Below are 17,440 nucleotides of genomic sequence, written 5' to 3' on the forward strand. Positions count from 1 at the left end.
CTGCGGATGCGACGGCGGCCGGCAGGATACGCCGCCGACCGGACGAGCAGGAGCCGCCGCGCTACGCGTCGGTCAAGAGGCCGAAGGTCCGACGGCCGATCTCCTGCGCCCGGCCTTGGCCGACGATCGCCCGTCCCCCTTTGCGCCCCCGGTCCGGGCTCTCGCCCTCGCGAGATCGGCCGCCGCCTGGCAGGGCGGTCAGCAGATCGTGGATGGACAGGCCGACGTGGCGGCGATACCAGTCGTGGTCCAGACCGACGCCGTATGGGTGCAGCGCCGCTCGCAGTGCCTGCTCGTGGCCGTCCACCGTGTCGGCGAGGGTTCCGTCGAAGTCCAGGATCAGCGCCTCGATGCCGTCGGGCACCGCGGGCGCGCAGGTCCTTGCCGCAGTGGGGGTCGGGCAGATCGAAGGATGGGCGGTTTGGTTCATGCCGGCACCGCGTCCGCGGGCCGGCCACAGCACAAGCATTGGGCCCCGGGACCCCAGGCTCCGGCGCGTGCCGACCGTCCACCCGCCGCCGTGGATCCGCTCACGGCGAGGGTGGTCCCGGACGACTCCCGACAGTCGTTGCGTAGGCTGGCGTCGTCGTCGCGGTGGGGGAGCGAGCGAGCCAGCTGAGCCCCTCGGAACCTGCCTGACGGTGCGTCAGGATGTCGGCAATTGGTCAGCATCAGTCCTCAAAAACCTGGTGAAAGCTGACCGAACATGCGACTCGTTGTAAGGTAGGAAAACCGCCCTTGACCTGCAAAAACGCAGGCAGGGAGCCTATGTCCGGGAGTGCCTCGATGATGCGTACCATGTTCAAGTCCTACATCTGGCATTTGGGCATCTGTGCAGGTCAGGACCTTGATGGCTGGGCCCAGGTCAGCAAACACTCAGCATGAGACCGGACCCCGTTCCGCCGATGCTGACCTCCGGGCGAGACAGCGGGGGACCGGGCCGGCGGTCGTCCGGTCGGCTCCGGAAGTCTCCCGCTCATGGTTCGACAGCTCGCCCGCGGGATGAGCGCGTTCTTCAAGCCCTGCGACTGCGCGAGGCAGGCGCGCTGCTCCCACACGTACACGATCCGATTCCGGGATGCGGTGGGGAAGTAACGCGAGGAGACCAGATTCAGTGCACAGGACGCCGCGATAGAGTGCCGCGCGGTGTTCTGCAAGGCCAAGGTGAAGGCGGCCCCAACCGTAGCCGAGGCCCGCCGTGAATTGGTGCAGAAGGTGGTTCAGGAATACGCGGAACCGTGACTACGTTGTTGATATTCACGGCGCGCTCGTCACCATTGCGGAGACTGCAGCCGACGATCATCGTGGTCTCCAGCGTGAGGTCTTTGTCGGCCACCGCAAGAGCCTTGGTGCTGTAGTCCAGCTTCTCGGGATCCGGCATATATTCACTTGATTGCCGCGGCCGACGCCATTGGATTCAAGGTCATCGAGGAACTGCCCCACCGTGCCCGGGGTGACCGATTTCAACTAAGGGCCCGGTTTCCGTCACCACTTCGCATCAAATGCCCTGGGTAAAGGAATGTCGATCACCGATGTCCGCCGAGTGGATGGGCGCAAGTCCGTCGAGGAAACCTGTCGCACCTGTCGGCACTTCATGCCCGGCAGCATCACGCAGGACGCCCGAGTTCTTGACGCCGGCCTTTGGGAGGCCGCCTGAGGTAGCCCGTGTCGAGTGGCACGGGTCGCCTGGCGGGCAGGTAGTGGCGGTGGACCATCAATGGTGCCGGGGATCGCCGGTTCGGCCAACCGGTCATCCCCCGCTATTTGTGCCGCTGTCTCAGCCTCCCCGAGCCGCCCCGCCCCGCCCCGCCCCGTTCCCGCCCCGTTCCCGTTCCCGTTCCCGTTCCCGTTCCCGTTCCCGTTCCCGTTCCCGTTCCCGTTCCCGTCGTACTGTATGTACCACGGGCGGGAGCCCGCGGTCGACGGTTTGTAACAACTCATGGAGCATGATCGCCGCCCGTGGAGCCGGTCGCCTGTTTCACGAGCGAGCACCTAGGAAAGACGGGGGCGTCCGGCGTTGGCACGTGGGAAGGTCGCTGTGTTCCGTGACGCCCGGTCGGCTGGCTCAGCGGTCAGCGCGGGTGCTGGGCCTGGCCGGGGATAGCGTGGGGTCACCACTGGGCGACGAGCGGGGCGTCCGGTTCGTGCTGCCGCCAGGCTTCGGTGAGGCGGGCGAGGCGGTTGGGGGCGGCGATGCCGTGCATGGTTGCGATCTTGCCGTTGATGATGTCGAACATCGTGGAGCCGACGACCTGGTCGCCGACCACGAAGAGGATGGCGGGGACGCCGTTGACGAGTGCGTAGTGGATGGCGGGCGTGCCACCGGCAAGTCGCCGCTTCGCGTCCGTGGGTTTGAAGCCGGCCCGTACGACGGCGGCGATGCGCTGCGGAGTGTCGTAGCGCAGCAGCTTCTCGGCCAGGCCGCCGGCGCCGTCGGAGATCGCGGTCGCGTCGTCGGTGAGCAGCGCCACCAGCCGCTCGGTGCGGCCCGAGGCGGCGGCGGCGAGGAACTCCTCGACGATCCTGCGGGCGGATGCGGCGTCGACTTCGGCGCCGCCGCTGCGGGCGGTGGTGATGCGGCGGTGAGCCCGGTGGAGGTGCTGCTGGCTCGCGGACTCGGTGATGTCGAGGATCTCGGCGATCTCGGCGTGGCTGTAGGAGAACGCTTCGCGCAGGACGTAGACGGCCCGTTCGGCGGGGGACAGGCGCTCCATGAGCGTCAGCAGGGCCAGGGAGACCGATTCGCGCTGCTCGAAGGTGTCGGCCGGGCCGAGCATCGGGTCGCCGTCGAGGAGCGGTTCGGGCAGCCAGGCGCCGGCGGTGCGTTCGCGGCGGGCTTGCGCCGAGCGGAGCCGGTCGAGACACAGGTTGGTGACGACCTTGGTCAGCCATGCTTCCGGCACCTTGATCCGCTGCCGGTCGGCGGCCTGCCAGCGCAGGAACGCGTCCTGCACGGCGTCTTCGGCGTCGGTGGCGGAGCCCAGGAGCCGGTACGCCAGCGAGGCCAGCCTGTTCCGGCTGGCCTCGAACCGACTGGTGTCGAAATGATCAGTGGCGGCGCTGTCCATGTGAACCACCTTAAGAACGCCGTTTCCTGTGGCGCTGGGCGGGGACGTCCCAGGCCGGTGGGTGCTGTGGTGTCAGACCGTCGCGTGCAGGGCCGGCTGTGCGTCCCTGTCTCCGACGGTGGCGGTAGGACGGCGGCGCAGGTTGCCGGCCAGGCACAGCACTACGCCGAGCGTGAGCCACGCCACCAGGACGGTGGCGGAGCGGGTGGCGCCGTGGCCGTCGAAGAAGGCGGTGGAGCGCAGCAGTTGGCCTCCGGCCCCGGGGGGCAGCAGTTGGCCGAGGGCGCCGGACCAGCCGGGCAGCATCTCGGGTGATGTCGCTGTGCCCGACAGGGGGTTGCCGATGAGCATCATCGTGGCGGCGCCGAGGCCGAAGCCGACGTCCCCGAGCAGTGACTCGAGGCCGAGGATGCTCAGGGAGGTGGCTGCGATGGTCACGGCGATGGCGCCGCTGTTGGCCCAGTAGGAGCCGTCGAGTGAGCCGAGCCAGAACTGCAGGATCGCTGCCACGGCAAGTCCGCCGGTGATGGCGAAGGCGAACGCTCCGGTGACGCGGCGGAGGTTGCCGCGGACGAGCCTGGTCAAGAGCAGGGCGGCGAGTAGGCCGCCCATGACCAGCGGCAGAGCTCCGGCGGACAGTCCGGCACCGCGCGGGTCACCGGCCGGCAGCGGGATGAGGTCGCGGGCGGTGACCGCTGTGCTGCTTCCCTGTCCCTGGCTGAGACCGGTCGCGATGCTGTTCAGGGCCTGCGCGACTGCGGTGCTTGCGGCGGATGCGGTGATGACCTGTGGGGTGCCAGAGCTCAGGTCGATCGCCCCGTACACCTTGCGGTCGCGGATCAGTTGTTCGGCGGCGGCCGTGTCGGCGACCTCTGTGACCTCGAAACCGTCGGGAAGCCGTTGGTCGAGTAAGGGCGTGATCTGCTTGACGGCGGGTGCGGGCCCGGCGACGGCGATCGGCACAGCATGCACCGATGAGCGTACTGACGGCCAGGCGAAGGCGGTGAGCAGCAGGCTGATGCTCACCGTGAGCAAGGCGACTGCCCTGGCCACGCTCGGCCAGGGTGAGGGCGACGCGTTGGCCGGGGCCGCGGCTTGAGTGGACATGCTTCTCCTTCAGAGGAGGGGGTTCATCGCCGGGCGAGCGGGGTTTCGGTCTCGGCGCGGGTCAGCTCTTCCCGATTGCGGTCGCAGCAGAAGCCGCTGATGCGGGCCTTCTCGAGATGGACTGTCAGGACGCCGTCGAGTTCACCAGTCAGGCAGGGGGTGAGTGCCGGGTTGCCGTTCACCATGGTGATTTCGCTGGATGGGCACGGCGCGTCGAGTGGCTCAAGGTCTTGAAACAAGGCCTGGGTGTGTTGCCCGGTGAGCGTGCGGACGCAGCTACGCGACCGGCTTCTCGGCGAAGGACACATCCGAGGCGGCAGCGGCCAGGCGGTGCTTGCGCTTGGGCAGGCCGAAAGTCGGGTGGGAGGTGGCCCACAGCGACATCTTCACGATGCCCGCCTTGATCCGGGCGGCCTTGCGGCCGCCCATGTACTTCGGCTTTGCCTGCCCTTCGTGGTCGACCATCTGCAGGATTCCGTCCCGCCGCCCGAGGCTGATGTGGTTGCCCGGGTACTCCAGCCTGGTGTTCGCGATCTTGCTGCCGGTCAGGCGTCCCACGATCGCGTCCGTGGCCTGCCGGCCGGTGTAGCCGGCCGAAGCGCAGGACATCGGCAGTGGCCGGCCGTTGTCGCCGATGGCATAGGCGCTGTCGCCGGCGGCGTAGACGTTCGGGTGCGAGACCGACCGCATGGTGCGATCCACCACGATCCGGCCGTCCTCGGTGACCTCCAGCCCGCTTACGGCGGCGATGGGGCTGACCGCGAACCCCGCCGTCCACACGGTGGCGTCGGCTGCCAGGGCGGTTCCGTCGGCGCACAGCACTCGCGTCGCTTCGACGGCTTCGACGCTGGTGTGCTCCAGGACGATGATGCCCAGCCGGTTGCAGGTCTGGCGCAGGTGGCTGCGGGCTCCGGGGGAGAGCGGGGCGCCCAGCTCTCCGCGGGCGACCAGCGTCACCGACAGGCCGGGCCGGGATTCGGCGATCTCGGTGGCGGTCTCGATGCCGGTCAGTCCGTCGCCGACGACCAGAACATCCCGGCCTTCCCGCTTGCTCAGGCTGTCCAGGCGCTCGCGCAGGCGCAGCGCGGAGGGCCGTGCGGCGACATCGAAGGCGTGCTCGGCCACGCCGGGGACGCCGTGGTCGGCGCCGTGGCTGCCGAGTGCGTAGAGAAGCGTGTCGTAGCGGAGCTCGCCGCCGCCGTCGGCATCGGCCACGGCGACGACCTGGAGCTCGGGGTCGATTGCGGTGACGCGGGCCCGGCGCAGCCGTATCGCCGTGCCCGCGAAGACCTCGGCGAGCTGTGGAGCCTCGATCTCCTGGCCGGCGGCGAGCTGGTGCAGCCGCAGCCGCTGGACGAAGTCCGGCTCTGCGTTGACCACGGTGATCTCGGTGTCCGCCGGGGACAGCCGGCGGGCCAGGGTTCCGGCCACGTACGCCCCGGCGTAGCCGGCACCGAGGACGACGATGCGGTGCTTCATGTCTCGCTCCTGTCGGTTCGCTTGCTTCCGGTGACTTGAGCGGAACAACGACCCGATTCCTGACAAGAACTGGATGTGATGCGGGTCACGGGTCGACAGGGCTATTGCGAGGCCGGTTCGGGGGCGGGTGCACGGTCGATGAAGCCCGGCAGCTCTGGGCGTGTCTGCGTTTGTGTTCGGTCGGCGGCGCCGGCAGATGTGCGGGGGCAGGGCACGACGGCAACCGGCCCCAGGTCGATCCGGGCGTCCATGTCCAGGCGGAGGGTGCCGTACTGGTTGACGTTGGACCAGAACGGCGCGGTCAGGCCGCGCCGGTCCTCGTCGCTGAGCGTCTTCGTTCATGCCGGTTCGGCCAGAACTTGCCGGACCAGCAGTGTGTTGATGTGGACGAGTGCGTACTGGAGCATGTGCAGGGCGAACATCGAGGTCTCGGCGTGCTCTTTGTCCGGGCCGGTAGGGCGTCGTCCTTGCCGTAGGGGAGCACGGTGGTGGCGCTGTTCCAGTTCTCCATGACCTGGAGCCCCCACCGCGGACGTCGAAGGCCGACACGCGGAGCGCGGGCGCAGGTGACGGACGGGAGAACCGAGGGCCTCACCCTGTCTGCTCAGCCGCGGCCGGCCCGTGAGCCGAGCATGGCCAGGCCCGTGATGAGCCCGGCGAGGCCGATGACCAGCACCGGAAACCCGGGGCCCGGCAGGACGTACAGCCAGGCGCCGGCCAGTGTCGCAGGTGCGCCGACGATCACGAGCGCGACCGCGATACGTGGCTCCGTGAGGTTGCGCCGCGCCCATCCGAGGAGTCTGCCTCCCGGCATCGCGATCAACTCTCCGCTCGCGGGTTCACGCGGCGGGAGGTCCGTTCGGCATGCAGGAAGCACGTCGCGGCCACCACCACGAATCCGAAGCCCAGACCCGTGCAGGCCATGACGACGCCCGAGGGCGCGTCGATCATGCGGGGGACGGCGTTCAGTGGCATCACGGCATAGAGGCTGAGCAGGGCCCATGCGTAGGGACGGACGGCCGGCCGCGGCCCTCGAAGCCCGCGCGGCGTCCAGCCGTTGAGCACCGCCAACGCCAGGGGGAGCACAAGCAGTGTGCCTGCCGCCAGCGCGATGCCGTGGTACAGCGGATTTCCGTTCATGGACACCTCTCTGATGCGTAGGCCCACGATAGACGGCCGGAAAGTGACGCATTCATGCCGGAGTCCGGCAATGTACGGCCGTCCGGACTGCCGTCAGGGGCCCGTCAAGAGGACGTAAGGGATACGTAAAGTGGCCGGTGGAGTGCCGGGAAGTCTGGTCGGCGATCACGAAACACATCTCTTCTCGAATCGGGGGATTTTGCCATGGTGCTCGTCGCTGTCTTCGGTGTGGCCCTGTTGATCGCAGTCCTTCTCTCCGGGCTCGCCGCCCGCACCGTGCTCTCGACCTCGCTGCTGTTCCTCGTGGGCGGAGCTGTGGTCAGTGACGGGTTCCTCGGGCTGATCCACATCACCGCCGACAGCCCGATCGTGGCCGTCACCGCCGATCTGGCCCTGTTCGCCGTGCTGTTCACCGACGGCATGCACGTCTCCTTCCCGAAGCTGCGGGAGAACTGGAAGAACCCCGCCCGCGCCCTGGGGCTCGGCATGCCACTGGCCATGGCCGGCATGGCGCTGATCACCCACTATCTCGTCGGGCTGGACTGGACGACGTCCTTCTTGGTCGGCGCCGTGCTGGCACCGACGGACCCGGTGTTCGCCTCCGCCATCGTCGGCCGCAAGGAGGTTCCGGCGAAGCTGCGCCAGCTGCTGAACGTGGAGAGCGGCATCAACGACGGCCTCGCCCTTCCGGTGGTCCTGATCCTCATCGCCGTCGCCGGACCCACTTCCGGCCAGATGCAGGCGTCCATCCCGATGATCGGTCTGGAGCTCGGGCTGGGGCTCCTCTTCGGGATCGTCCTCCCACTGGCCGTCGCCGCTCTGGTGCGGCTGCGACTGCTGGGGGCGGAGCCCAAGCTCCAGCCACTGCTGCCCCTGGCGACCGGCATCATCCTGTACGGGCTGTGCCACCTCACCCACGCCAACCCCTACCTGGCCGCCTTCTCCGCCGGTGCCGTCCTGGCCTCCGTGTCGCCCGAGGCGAAGACGGTATTCGAGCCGCTCGGCGAAGCGCTGGCCGAGCTGGCGAAGTTCGCCGCGCTGCTCGTTTTCGGCGCCCTGCTCACACCCCAGCTCTTCGGCGACCTGTCACTCGGCGGGTATCTCGCCGTGGTTCTGGCGATTGTCCTGGTCCGCCCGGCCTCGCTGCTGCTGTCGCTGCTCGGCACCCGTCTGGAGCGGCGGGAGAAGCTGGTAGCCGCCTGGTTCGGCCCCAAGGGCTTCGCGTCCGTCGTCTACGGCCTGCTGGTCCTCCAGGCCGGCATCCCGCAAGGCCGGGAGGCGTACACCCTCATCGCCATCTGCATCGCCTTCTCGATCATCGCCCACAGCAGCACCGACGTACCGATCGCCCGCCTCTTCCACGTCGACGACCTTGCCGGCATCCCCGCCGCCGACGTGCCCAGCGCTTTCCACCCGCCGGTCACGGCTGACCGGGACACGAGCAGTGTCCAGTCGTAGGACGAGTCACAGCGAGCGGACCCGCGCCGGACGCGGCTTGGTGGGCCATGATCACCGCGCTCATCCGGGCTTTCAGCGCCCTCGTCGACCAACCTGCTTCCCTTGCGGCATGCGCGGGCAGCGCCGCTCTCCTGACCGCTCTCGGTGAGATCGGCGACTGGCTGCGAAGGCGCTGGTCCGCAGCCAGGGCGGCCAGGGGCCGCCGAAAACGTGACGGTCGGGCCGGGGCGCTGGGCCGGAGCCACGGTCACTTTGCCGGCGCGCGGGGGAGCCTGCCAGGGCTCCCGCCGGGCACATGCCGCCGGGAGGGGTCCTGAAGGCCTCGCTGCGGGCCCTTCCCCCGAGCAGGTTCTGCCGGCCGACCATCCACGCATGATCGACCCCGCGTGCGATCACTGATCGCTGGCATCGGGCGGCGGCCCGCTGCGCAGCTCTATGCCGGCGGCAGACGGTAGTCACGTCGACGAGGCGGCCGAGCTGTTCGAGTGGCGGTCGTGCTCGTACAACCTCCCGTGGGTGAGGCCGGCGTCGGCGCACCCCGAGCGGGCCACGTCGTGATCGACGTGAAGGGGAGTCAGTTCTGCGGACCGGGCGCCAGCGCTGCCTCGTCGCCGCGTCCTCCGGCCTCGCGCCGTGCTGCGAGCGCGCCGCCTGCCGTGCTGTCGGCTTCCGCGGCATCGGCGAGGGCCTCCGCAGCGGCTTCCGCCGCCTGTGCCGCGTCGTTCGCCGCCTGGACGGCCAGGTCGTCGGACGACGCCTCGCGGGTGGCGGCGGACTGGGGAAGGACCTCGGTGAAGGCGCGGGTGACGTTCTGGAGGGCGGAGGTGACCTCGCCGGGTATCACCCAGAACGTGCTGCCGGGGCCTTGCGCGATCTGGGGGAGCATCTGGAGGTACTGGTAGGCGAGCAGTTTGGGGTCGGGGTCGTTGCGGTGGACGGCTTGGAACACTTCGTCTATGGCGCGGGACTGACCTTCGGCCTTGAGGATCTCCGCGGTCCGGTTGCCCTCCGCCCGGAGGACGGCGGACTGCTTGTCGCCTTCCGCGGTGAGGATCTGGGACTGGCGCTGCCCCTCGGCTCCGAGGATGGCGGCCCGCTTGTCCCGCTCGGCCCGCATCTGCTTCTCCATCGCGTCCTTGATGGACTGCGGCGGGTCGATGGCCTTGATCTCGAACCGGTTGACCCTGAGCCCCCACTTGCCGGTGGCCTCGTCGAGCACGCCGCGGAGCTGGTTGTTGATGGTGTCCCGTGAGGTCAGGGTCTTCTCCAGGTCCATGGACCCGACGACGTTGCGCAGCGTGGTGACCGTCAGCTGTTCCACCGCCTGGAGGAAGTTGGCGATCTCGTACGCTGCCGCGCGCGGGTCGGTGACCTGGAAGTACAGCACGGTGTCGATCTCGACGACCAGGTTGTCCTCCGTGATGACCGGCTGCGGTTTGAAAGAGACGACCTGCTCGCGCAGGTCGATCACGGGGATAGACGCGGTCGATGTACGGGATGACCACGTTGAGTCCGGGCTTCAGGGTGCGGTGGTAGCGGCCGAGCCGTTCGACGTTGCGGGCGCGGGCCTGGGGCACGATCCGCACCGCCCGCACCACGGCGAAGACGGCGAGCGCCGCGACGAGCAGGCCTGCTATGAGGAACGCGGAGATCTCCATGGCTCACTCCCGGGGATAGACGAGCGCGGTGGTGCCTTTGATCTCGATGACGTCGACGGTCGTGCCGGGAGGGATCACCAGCGTCTCGTCATAGGCGCGCGCCGTCCATTCCTCACCGCCTATACGGACTCTGCCACCCAGCTTTGACACCTCCGATGTCACGTAGGCGACCCCGCCGACCAGGGCGTCCACGCCGAAGCGACCGCCCGGCGGCGGAGAGGCGGCGGAGCACGACCGGCGGATGAAGGCCACGCTGACCGTCGACACGACCGCGAACACCAGAAACTGCAGGGGAAGGGGCAAACCGACAGCGGCGAATACGGCTGTGACCAGCGCCGCGCCGCCCAGCAAACCGAGCGCGGCGGTGAGAGTGAAGATTTCCCAGGCGGATCTCTTTGCTGAAGGTGAGTAGCCCCGGGGCCTGGCCGGGGCCGCGTCACCGGTGCAGCGTGCCCCGGACAACGGATACACGCCCTGACCGGGAACGACACCCCGGCCGTCCACCGCTTCTCGTGGACACAACCGAGGGACCTGATCGGAGGGGGCCGGACCTCTCGTCTCCAGCGGCCTGCGGGCGTCGGCGCCCGTCAGAGGGCGAGCGCGATGGAGGCCGTGACCCGCTTGCCGACGGGCTCGCGGTGAATCTGGAAGGCCAGCGCTACGGCCATGATGATCTCCAGCCCGTGCTGTCCCACCCGGGTGGGATCGGGAGGCAGGATCGCTGGTGGGTCCGGGTTGCTGTCCCAGACGGCCACATCTACGCACCCCTCCCGGACTTCGAGACTCAGCAGGCTGGGGCCGGGCGCGTATGTGCGAGTGTTGGTGACCAGCTCACTGACGACCAGCTCCACCAGATCCAGGGCGCGGTCGGAGACGTGCACGCCGTGGGCGGCCTGCACCTCGGCCAGGAAGGACCGGGTCAGCTGTCGGGCCTCGGCGATCGGCTCGCTGCCCTCGAATCCGGCGGCGAGCACTATGGGGTGAGGGAGCCGCGGCGCATCAGGGTCTGGTCTCCCTGCCGATTCGTCCGGCAGGAGCCGCCCCACTCTCGGGAGGTCACGCCGCCGGAGCCATTCCCAACTCACGCCGTCGCATTCCTGTTCATTGTCGGGCGCCGGCACCGCTACGAGCGGGCGGCTGCGGCAGACATGACGACGCCCGTAATGAGCAGTGCCCAGCCAAGGATGAGGACGGACGAGCCGGGCCCGGGCAACACCTGCATTGCCAGTCCGGCCGGAGTGAGCGGTGCGCCGACGGCGGCCAACGCCTTTCCGATCCTTCGTTCCGGCATGGGCTGCTCATTCCTGGGCGGTGGAAACGGCCCATGGGGACTGATCCGGCCTGCGAGATCAGGCTCACTTCGGGGACGTGACCCGCCGATCCGCTTCATGGGCGCGACGCGACGGCGGTCCGCTCGGGCCATGGGAGGAGCCCGAACAGCGGAGATGGTGAAGAGGCAGAGTAGCGCGGGGCGGCGGGCACGGCGGTGGCCTTCGGTGTCGGCGGTGATGAGGGCGTGCTGCCCCCCCGGACGCCGACCAGACTTCCCGGCACACCGCGCGCCGAACTCCTGACGCGTTCCTTGCACCGTATCCAGCGGAGAGGCGGAAGTCTGCCCCGAGTCCCCGGCATCGTCAGATCGGTGCCTGGGGTTGTGATCAGACCTGGCGAGATGCGCACCACCAGGCGGCAACGGCCGCCAGGATCAGGGATCCGGCGGCGATGGGCCCGGCCGCTGCCCGGCACCGTGTAGAGGGCGGTGTCGGTAGCGGTGAGGATCACGCCCACCGCCGACAGCGGCGAGCGGGGGCAGCGGACGGCCCCGCGGGAGCCCGCAGCGCACCCATTCCTTGGAGCGCCGGCACACATCGCCGCCACCCTGGCCGCCTGGGCCGGCGCAGGGCTCGCAGGCCCACTCGGAGGCCGCCCAGCTGCTCGCCGCGCCGGATGCCGTCTCCGTCTCCCTCGTGGCATCCTTGCCGGCCACGGCCGCCTCGTGGGCAGCCCCAAACGAACGGGTCGTGGCTGACGGACGCCCTCGAGGCAGGCTTCAGGGAGTACGGGGCTCGCCAGCAGGGGAAGCCGGCTCGCTCGGCGACTGATCGTCCGCCTCACGCGAATCGGCTGTCGTCGTGTGTCGACGGCGCAGGGCCCAACCGGCCAGGACTGCGGCTCCGGCGAGTGCGTAGGCAACCGTGCCGGTCGCGCCGCCGAGGGACCGGCCGACGATGTAGACGGCCGCGCCCGCGAGGGCGACGCCGAGCCATTCCCAGCGGCCGTCGAGCGCGACCAGGGCGATCAGCAGGAGCGCGTACCAGGAGTAGCCGGGGGTCATGAGCAGGAAGGCAGTTCCGATGACCAGCAGGGCCCCGCTCCAGGGGCGTTCGGGGTCCCCGCGGCGCAGGACGTGGGCGATCACGGCGAGCATGCCGACGACGACCAGCGGCAGCGCCCAGGCGTCCAGGAAGAGGAGACGGAGCAGGGCGTAGCGCCCGCCCGCGGTGGCGTCCTCGTAGCCCTCTTCCTCGGCGTAGCCGCCGAGATAGCCGAACACGGACGATCGGGAGCCCAGGACGTACGGCAGGTAGGCGAGGGCGACGACCACGGCGGCGGGCAACAGCACGCCGACCACGTCTCGTGTACGCCGTACCCCGGACAGGGCACCCGGCAGCAGGACCGCGGGCAGCATTTTGGTGGCGATCGCCAGGCCGAACAGCGCGCCGCCGGTCACCCGGTGCCGGGCCACCACCCCGAGGGCGGCGACGGACAGGAGCACGGCGAGGACGTCGACGTGTGCGTTGTTCACCGCCTCGATCGGCACTGCCGGGCACCACGCCCAGTAGACGGCGTGACGGGGATCGCCCCGGCGGCGCAGGATCAGCACCAGCGCACAGCCCGTCGCGACGGACAGCAGGGCCGCGCCCGTCTGCAGTGCCTTGTGCCGGACGTCCGGTGGCGAGAGGGCATGGACCAGCAGGAAGTAGCCCTCGGCGACGGGCGGGTAGATCGTGTGTACCTGGGGGCGGTTGACGCGGGTACAGGTCCGGTCGGCCACCGGTGCCCGGTCCGGCCGTGCGCAGGCGGCGGAGCCCTGGGGGAAGAGCCAGTCGTCGCGCAGCCGGGTGAGCGCCGGGTCCGCGGGCGAGTGGTCGTACGGGGAGATCCCGGCGGCCTGCACCCGGCCGTCCCAGGCGTAGCGGAAGGAGTCGGTGCTCGTACGGGGAGCCGCGACCAGCCCGGTGGCGGCGACCGCCACGGCGCCTGCGAGTACCAGGGGGACGACGTGCCGGGCCGGGACCCGGCGCAGGGCCCACGCCGCAGCGGCGAACAGCGCCCACGTGGCCGCGTACCACCAGAAGAGTCCGACAGGGTCCGCGAAATAGCCGTCCTTGCGTACGGTCGGCACGAGGGTGGCGGTCAGCGCCGCCAGCAGCAAGGCGGCGACGGCGGTGCGGCGGCTGTTCATGGCGACAGCCTGGCAGCGCAAGGGCGCCGGGCGTGCCCCGCCCGGCCCGACGTACGCGTTTCGTAAGGTGTCGAAGGCACCTCCGGACGACCGCGGGCGCTGTGATGGGAGGCATGACTCCCCGAACGCGTCGGCGCCCCCTCCTCCTGTCCGTGCGACCGCCCACATTCTCGGGACGCCTGCACGACGCCCGTACCGCCACGTCCGTCGGACGGTGGCTGGGCCTCGCTTTCGCCGTGTGCTTCGTGACGGGGCTGATCAGCCACTACCTCCAGCATCCGCCGGGCTGGCCGGCCGGCGAGCTGCCGAGCCGGCCGGTCTGGGGGTACCGGCTCACGCAAGGACTCCACATCGCCTCCGGACTCGCGGCGATCGTGTTGCTGCTCGCGAAGCTGTGGGCGGTCTACCCCCGCTTGTTCGTCCGGCCGCCGGTCCGGTCGGTCCGGCACGCCCTGGAGCGGCTCTCGGTGGCGGTACTGGTGGCGACCGCGGTCTTCCAGGTCTTCACCGGACTCCTCAACGTCGTCGAGTGGTACCCGTGGCCGTTCTCCTTCGTTCCCGTGCACTTCGCCGTGGCCTGGGTGGTGGCGGGCTCGATCCTCTTGCACGTCGCTGTGAAGTCGCCGGAGATCAAGGCCCATTGGGCGCGACGATCGGCGGGGACGTCGGAACTTGTGGCCGAGGACGCCAGGGACCGGCGCTCGCTCCTGCTGGGTGTCGGCGCGGCGGTCGGGGTGGTGACACTGACCACGGTCGGACAGTCCTTCACCCCGCTCAAGCGGCTCGACCTCTTGGCTCCGCGGCATCCCGACCACGGACCGCAGGGGCTTCCGGTGAACCGTACGGCTGCCGCGGCCGGCGTGACGGAAGCGGCCCTGCGCGACTGGCGGCTGGAGGTGAAGGGGCCGGTGCCGTACAGCCTGACCCTCGACGAACTGTGGTCGCTGCCGCGGACGCAGGTGCGGTTGCCGATCGCATGTGTGGAAGGCTGGAGCGCGGAGGCCCGCTGGAGCGGCCTGCGGGTGCGTGACCTGGTGGCGCGGGCCGGCGGGCGGCCGGGCGCCGGCGTGCGCGTGGTCTCTCTCGAAGCGCAGGGTGCCTACCGGGTGATGGAAATGGGCCGGGAGTACGTGCAGGATCCGCTGACCCTGCTCGCTCTCACCCTGAACGGCGAGACCCTGTCAGCGGACCACGGCTACCCGGCGCGGATCATCGCGCCGAACCGGCCGGGCGTGCTGCAGACCAAGTGGGTCACCCGCCTGGAGGTGTTGTGAACAGCGAGGACGCCGGTGCGCATGCGGTGGGAGCGGTCCGCTACGGCGTGGGCTTCCTCGGACTGCTGCTGATGGGAATCGGAGCGTGGCAGCTGTCCGTGGTGCCGGACCCCTGGGAGGTGGGCGTCTGGCTCGTCGGTGCGCTGGTCCTGCACGACGTGCTGATCGCGCCCCTCGTCCTGGTCCTCGGGTTCCTGATCGCAGCTGTCCCGGCCAGGGGAGTGGTTCGGGGTGCCCTGATCGCAGGCGGCGCGACGGTGCTGATCACGCTCCCGTTGCTGCTCCGACCGGGCTCCCCGCCCAACCCGTCCGCGCTGCCCCTTCCTTACGGGCGGAACCTGCTGCTGGTCCTCGGAGCGGTGGTGATTTCGGCCGTCGTGGTGGCGGTGGCGGGGCGCCACCTTCCACGGCGCCCTCGCGGCGGGGGCGGCCCCGCCGCCCGGCCACAGCCGGGAACCGGGAGCCGGGCTGCGCCGGACACCGGGTCCGGTCAGCCGCCGGAGCCGGGCTCCGGACCGCAGCGTTGGCCTCGGCGCGGGCCCGGGGATCAGGCACCAGGAACCGGAAACACTGCCGAGCCCGGGCCCGATCCAGGGGCCGGGCCCGGGTCGGGGCAGGAGCCCGGGCCCCGGGCTCCTGACGACGGGGTCTGAGGACGCCTTGAGAGCTCCGCGAACACGCGCCCCGCGACCGACCATTCCTCCGTGACGTGCCAGCCGGTGACGCGGGCGTGCTCGTGGAGGGCCCGGGCGCCGAGCCGGGCCCATGTGAAGGGCTCGCCGAGCGCGCCGCTGCCGTTGTCGAGCCGGACCTCGCAGCACTCGTCCACGTCCACGGGTACGCATTCCGCCATGACCCGTGCTGCCGGGCCGGTGACCGACCCGAGTCGGCCCAGCAGCGCCGTGGGGTCCCCGCCGATGCCGATGTTGCCGTCGATGAGCAGGGCCGTGTCCCATCGGCCCTCCCCGGGCAGCGGTTCGAAGACCGACCGGCACAGTGCGAGTCCGCCCAGCCGTTCGGTACGGGCCACCGCGGCCGGGCACACGTCGATGCCCAGCGCCCGGTGGCCCCGTGCCGCGAGGGCGGCGGCGAGGCGTCCGGGGCCGCATCCGATGTCGAGGACCGCCCCTTGGCAGCGGGCCAGGACGCTCTGGTCCGCGGCGTCAGGGGCGGCGCACCAGCGCTCCACATCCAGGGGCAGCAGCCAGCCGTCGCTGCGACGCAGGAACAGAGGGCCCTGCCCGCTGTCGAGCGCGTCGGAGTACGGGTCCTCGCGCCAGGCCGCCGGCCGGGGCAGGCAACCGGGAGCGACGGCCTCGGCGGGAGCCCCGTGCCGCCTCATGGGCGCACCGGGCGAGAGGCGGAAGCTGCCGAGGCCGACGCGAACCGGGCGTATCGGGCGGCGAATCGGGTGCCGGCGGCCTCGCCGGCGACCAGCCGTGCGTCCTCGGCGGTGTCCACGTCCCGCAGCCGGGGCAGCCGCCCGACCCGCAGGCCTGCCGCGAGGAGCCGGCCGTACTGCACCGCGCCCGTCCCGCTCACCGACATCGGAACCCCGCGCAGCAGCGCGGGGTCGGGTGCGGCCAGCCCGAGCGCCCAGAATCCCCCGTCGAGGGCGGGGCCGAACCAGGCGTCGTGCTCCTGCCAGGCGTCCGGCACGGTCGCGGGCGCCAGCAGGGCGGGTGTGACCTGAGGGGTGTCCATGCCGACCAACAGGGCCGGCCCGGAGCAGCAGGCGAAGGCTGCGGCGAGCCGCTCGTCCAGGCCTCCGGAGCACTGCGGGACGACCTCGATACCGGGTGGCAGCCAAGGTCCGGGGCGGCCGTCCAGGACGAGTACCCGGCGTTCGGCGGGGGCCGCGGCGACGGCTCCCAGGGTGTCCGCGAGGGCGGCTTCCGCGAGCAGGGACGCCTGGGCCGGAGTGAAGGCGGGGGTGAGCCGCGTCTTGACCCGCCCCGGCACGGGCTCCTTCGCGATCACCAGAAGAGTGGTCACCTCCGGCCCCCCGCCACGGCCGCGGAGCCCACCGGCTCGGCGAGTACGCGGCTCATGTCGCGTACGGCCTGGTAGGTGCCGCGCCATGTGCCCGTGACCTTTGATTTCCCGGCACGGGGCAGGTATGGCACGTCCACCTCCCGTACCTTCCAGCCGCCGTCGGCGGCGCGGACCACCATCTGGAGCGGGTAGCCGCTGCGCCGGTCGGTGAGCTCCAGTGCGAGGAGAGCCTCACGCCGAGCGGCCCGCATCGGGCCGAGGTCGTGGAGGCGCAGGCCGGTGCGGCGGCGCAGCATTCGGGACAGGGCCAGGTTCCCGGCCCGGGCGTGGAGGGGCCAGGCACCGCGGCCCTGGGGCCGGCGCCGACCGAGTACGAGGTCGGCCTCACGGTTCTCGACCGAGCGGACGAAGCCGGTCAGGAGTCCTGGATGGAGCGAGGCGTCACAGTCGCAGAAACAGACGACATCGGCCTCGGCGGCCATCAACCCGGCGTGACAGGCGGCCCCGAAGCCACGGCGCGACTCATGGACCACGGTGGCGCCGAGGCCGCGTGCGATCTCGGCGGAACCGTCGTCGGAGCCGTTGTCGACGACGACGGCCCGCCAGCCGGCGGGGATGCGGGCGAGTACCCAGGGCAGCGCCTCGGCCTCGTTCAGACAGGGAAGTACGACATCTACGGTCACGGATTTCACCGTAGGGATGACGGGCCGCTCAAGGAGACATCGACTCCTTACGAAACGCGGACGTCACCCCGGGCGCCGCCGCAGCGGGGTCGGGGCCGGGCCGGACGGTGCG

16 protein-coding genes and 1 pseudogene are annotated in these 17,440 nt (G+C 70.7%); 2 read left to right on the forward strand and 15 right to left on the reverse strand.

Annotated features, from left to right (window positions below; all coding sequences use genetic code 11):
- Positions 1–61 precede the first annotated feature (61 nt).
- The 7 genes from ACZ561_RS14305 to ACZ561_RS14335 all read right to left on the reverse strand — a co-directional run bounded on the left by ACZ561_RS14305 (position 62) and on the right by ACZ561_RS14335 (position 6,794).
- Positions 62–430: a hypothetical protein gene (locus ACZ561_RS14305; protein WP_470994469.1), complete on the reverse strand. Its 369-nt coding sequence runs from the start codon at positions 428–430 to the stop codon at positions 62–64.
- 1,681 nt (positions 431–2,111) lie between these two features.
- Positions 2,112–3,068 carry a sigma-70 family RNA polymerase sigma factor gene (locus ACZ561_RS14310; protein ID WP_470993952.1) on the reverse strand — a complete coding sequence of 319 codons (957 nt, stop codon included), beginning with the start codon at positions 3,066–3,068 and terminating at the stop codon, positions 2,112–2,114.
- Positions 3,069–3,140: 72 nt separating this feature from the next.
- Positions 3,141–4,175, reverse strand: coding sequence for a hypothetical protein (locus ACZ561_RS14315; protein WP_470993954.1), 1,035 nt, complete (start codon positions 4,173–4,175; stop codon positions 3,141–3,143).
- A 23-nt stretch (positions 4,176–4,198) separates the two neighbouring features.
- Complete coding sequence (locus tag ACZ561_RS14320) at positions 4,199–4,360, reverse strand: hypothetical protein (RefSeq protein WP_319720779.1); 162 nt, start codon at positions 4,358–4,360, stop codon at positions 4,199–4,201.
- Positions 4,361–4,451: 91 nt separating this feature from the next.
- A complete protein-coding gene (locus ACZ561_RS14325) occupies positions 4,452–5,654 on the reverse strand; it encodes an NAD(P)/FAD-dependent oxidoreductase (RefSeq protein ID WP_470993957.1) in 1,203 nt (400 codons plus the stop codon).
- A gap of 604 nt (positions 5,655–6,258) precedes the next feature.
- Positions 6,259–6,468: a hypothetical protein gene (locus ACZ561_RS14330; protein ID WP_470993960.1), complete on the reverse strand. Its 210-nt coding sequence runs from the start codon at positions 6,466–6,468 to the stop codon at positions 6,259–6,261.
- Between the two features lie 5 nt (positions 6,469–6,473).
- The gene (locus ACZ561_RS14335; RefSeq protein WP_470993963.1) at positions 6,474–6,794 is read right to left on the reverse strand and encodes a hypothetical protein; all 321 of its coding nucleotides are present in this window, start codon (positions 6,792–6,794) and stop codon (positions 6,474–6,476) included.
- Between the two features lie 204 nt (positions 6,795–6,998).
- Here ACZ561_RS14335 and ACZ561_RS14340 point away from each other — a divergent pair, with 204 nt between their 5' ends.
- Positions 6,999–8,252 (forward strand): cation:proton antiporter, encoded by a 1,254-nt coding sequence (locus ACZ561_RS14340; protein ID WP_470993965.1) that lies wholly within the window; start codon positions 6,999–7,001, stop codon positions 8,250–8,252.
- Between the two features lie 574 nt (positions 8,253–8,826).
- Here ACZ561_RS14340 and ACZ561_RS14345 read toward each other — a convergent pair.
- The 5 genes and pseudogenes from ACZ561_RS14345 to ACZ561_RS14365 form a co-directional block, all read right to left on the reverse strand.
- Positions 8,827–9,910, reverse strand: a pseudogene (locus ACZ561_RS14345) (SPFH domain-containing protein).
- A 3-nt stretch (positions 9,911–9,913) separates the two neighbouring features.
- Positions 9,914–10,288: an NfeD family protein gene (locus ACZ561_RS14350; protein WP_470994443.1), complete on the reverse strand. Its 375-nt coding sequence runs from the start codon at positions 10,286–10,288 to the stop codon at positions 9,914–9,916.
- A 209-nt stretch (positions 10,289–10,497) separates the two neighbouring features.
- The gene (locus ACZ561_RS14355) at positions 10,498–10,884 is read right to left on the reverse strand and encodes an ATP-binding protein (protein WP_470993968.1); all 387 of its coding nucleotides are present in this window, start codon (positions 10,882–10,884) and stop codon (positions 10,498–10,500) included.
- Positions 10,885–11,033: 149 nt separating this feature from the next.
- Positions 11,034–11,201, reverse strand: a complete 168-nt coding sequence (locus ACZ561_RS14360; protein WP_470993971.1) for a hypothetical protein — start codon at positions 11,199–11,201, stop codon at positions 11,034–11,036.
- Positions 11,202–11,960: 759 nt separating this feature from the next.
- Positions 11,961–13,376, reverse strand: coding sequence for a glycosyltransferase family 87 protein (locus ACZ561_RS14365; RefSeq protein ID WP_470993974.1), 1,416 nt, complete (start codon positions 13,374–13,376; stop codon positions 11,961–11,963).
- Between the two features lie 113 nt (positions 13,377–13,489).
- On the opposite strand from ACZ561_RS14365, the gene ACZ561_RS14370 reads away from it, so the two are divergent.
- Positions 13,490–14,650: a molybdopterin-dependent oxidoreductase gene (locus ACZ561_RS14370; RefSeq protein WP_470993976.1), complete on the forward strand. Its 1,161-nt coding sequence runs from the start codon at positions 13,490–13,492 to the stop codon at positions 14,648–14,650.
- A gap of 547 nt (positions 14,651–15,197) precedes the next feature.
- On the opposite strand, the gene ACZ561_RS14375 is transcribed toward ACZ561_RS14370, so the two are convergent.
- From ACZ561_RS14375 to ACZ561_RS14385, 3 genes are read right to left on the reverse strand one after another with little or no spacing between them, the layout of a single operon-like run.
- Positions 15,198–15,992 (reverse strand): methyltransferase domain-containing protein, encoded by a 795-nt coding sequence (locus tag ACZ561_RS14375; protein WP_470993980.1) that lies wholly within the window; start codon positions 15,990–15,992, stop codon positions 15,198–15,200.
- A complete protein-coding gene (locus ACZ561_RS14380; protein ID WP_470993983.1) occupies positions 15,989–16,645 on the reverse strand; it encodes a TIGR04282 family arsenosugar biosynthesis glycosyltransferase in 657 nt (218 codons plus the stop codon). The genes ACZ561_RS14375 and ACZ561_RS14380 overlap by 4 nt, the downstream gene beginning before the upstream one ends.
- Positions 16,642–17,337, reverse strand: a complete 696-nt coding sequence (locus ACZ561_RS14385; RefSeq protein ID WP_470993987.1) for a glycosyltransferase family 2 protein — start codon at positions 17,335–17,337, stop codon at positions 16,642–16,644. Before ACZ561_RS14385 ends, ACZ561_RS14380 begins: the two co-directional genes overlap by 4 nt.
- Between the last annotated feature and the right edge of the window lie 103 nt (positions 17,338–17,440).

The sequence above is a fragment of the Streptomyces sp. NPDC039609 genome, from assembly GCF_055596705.1.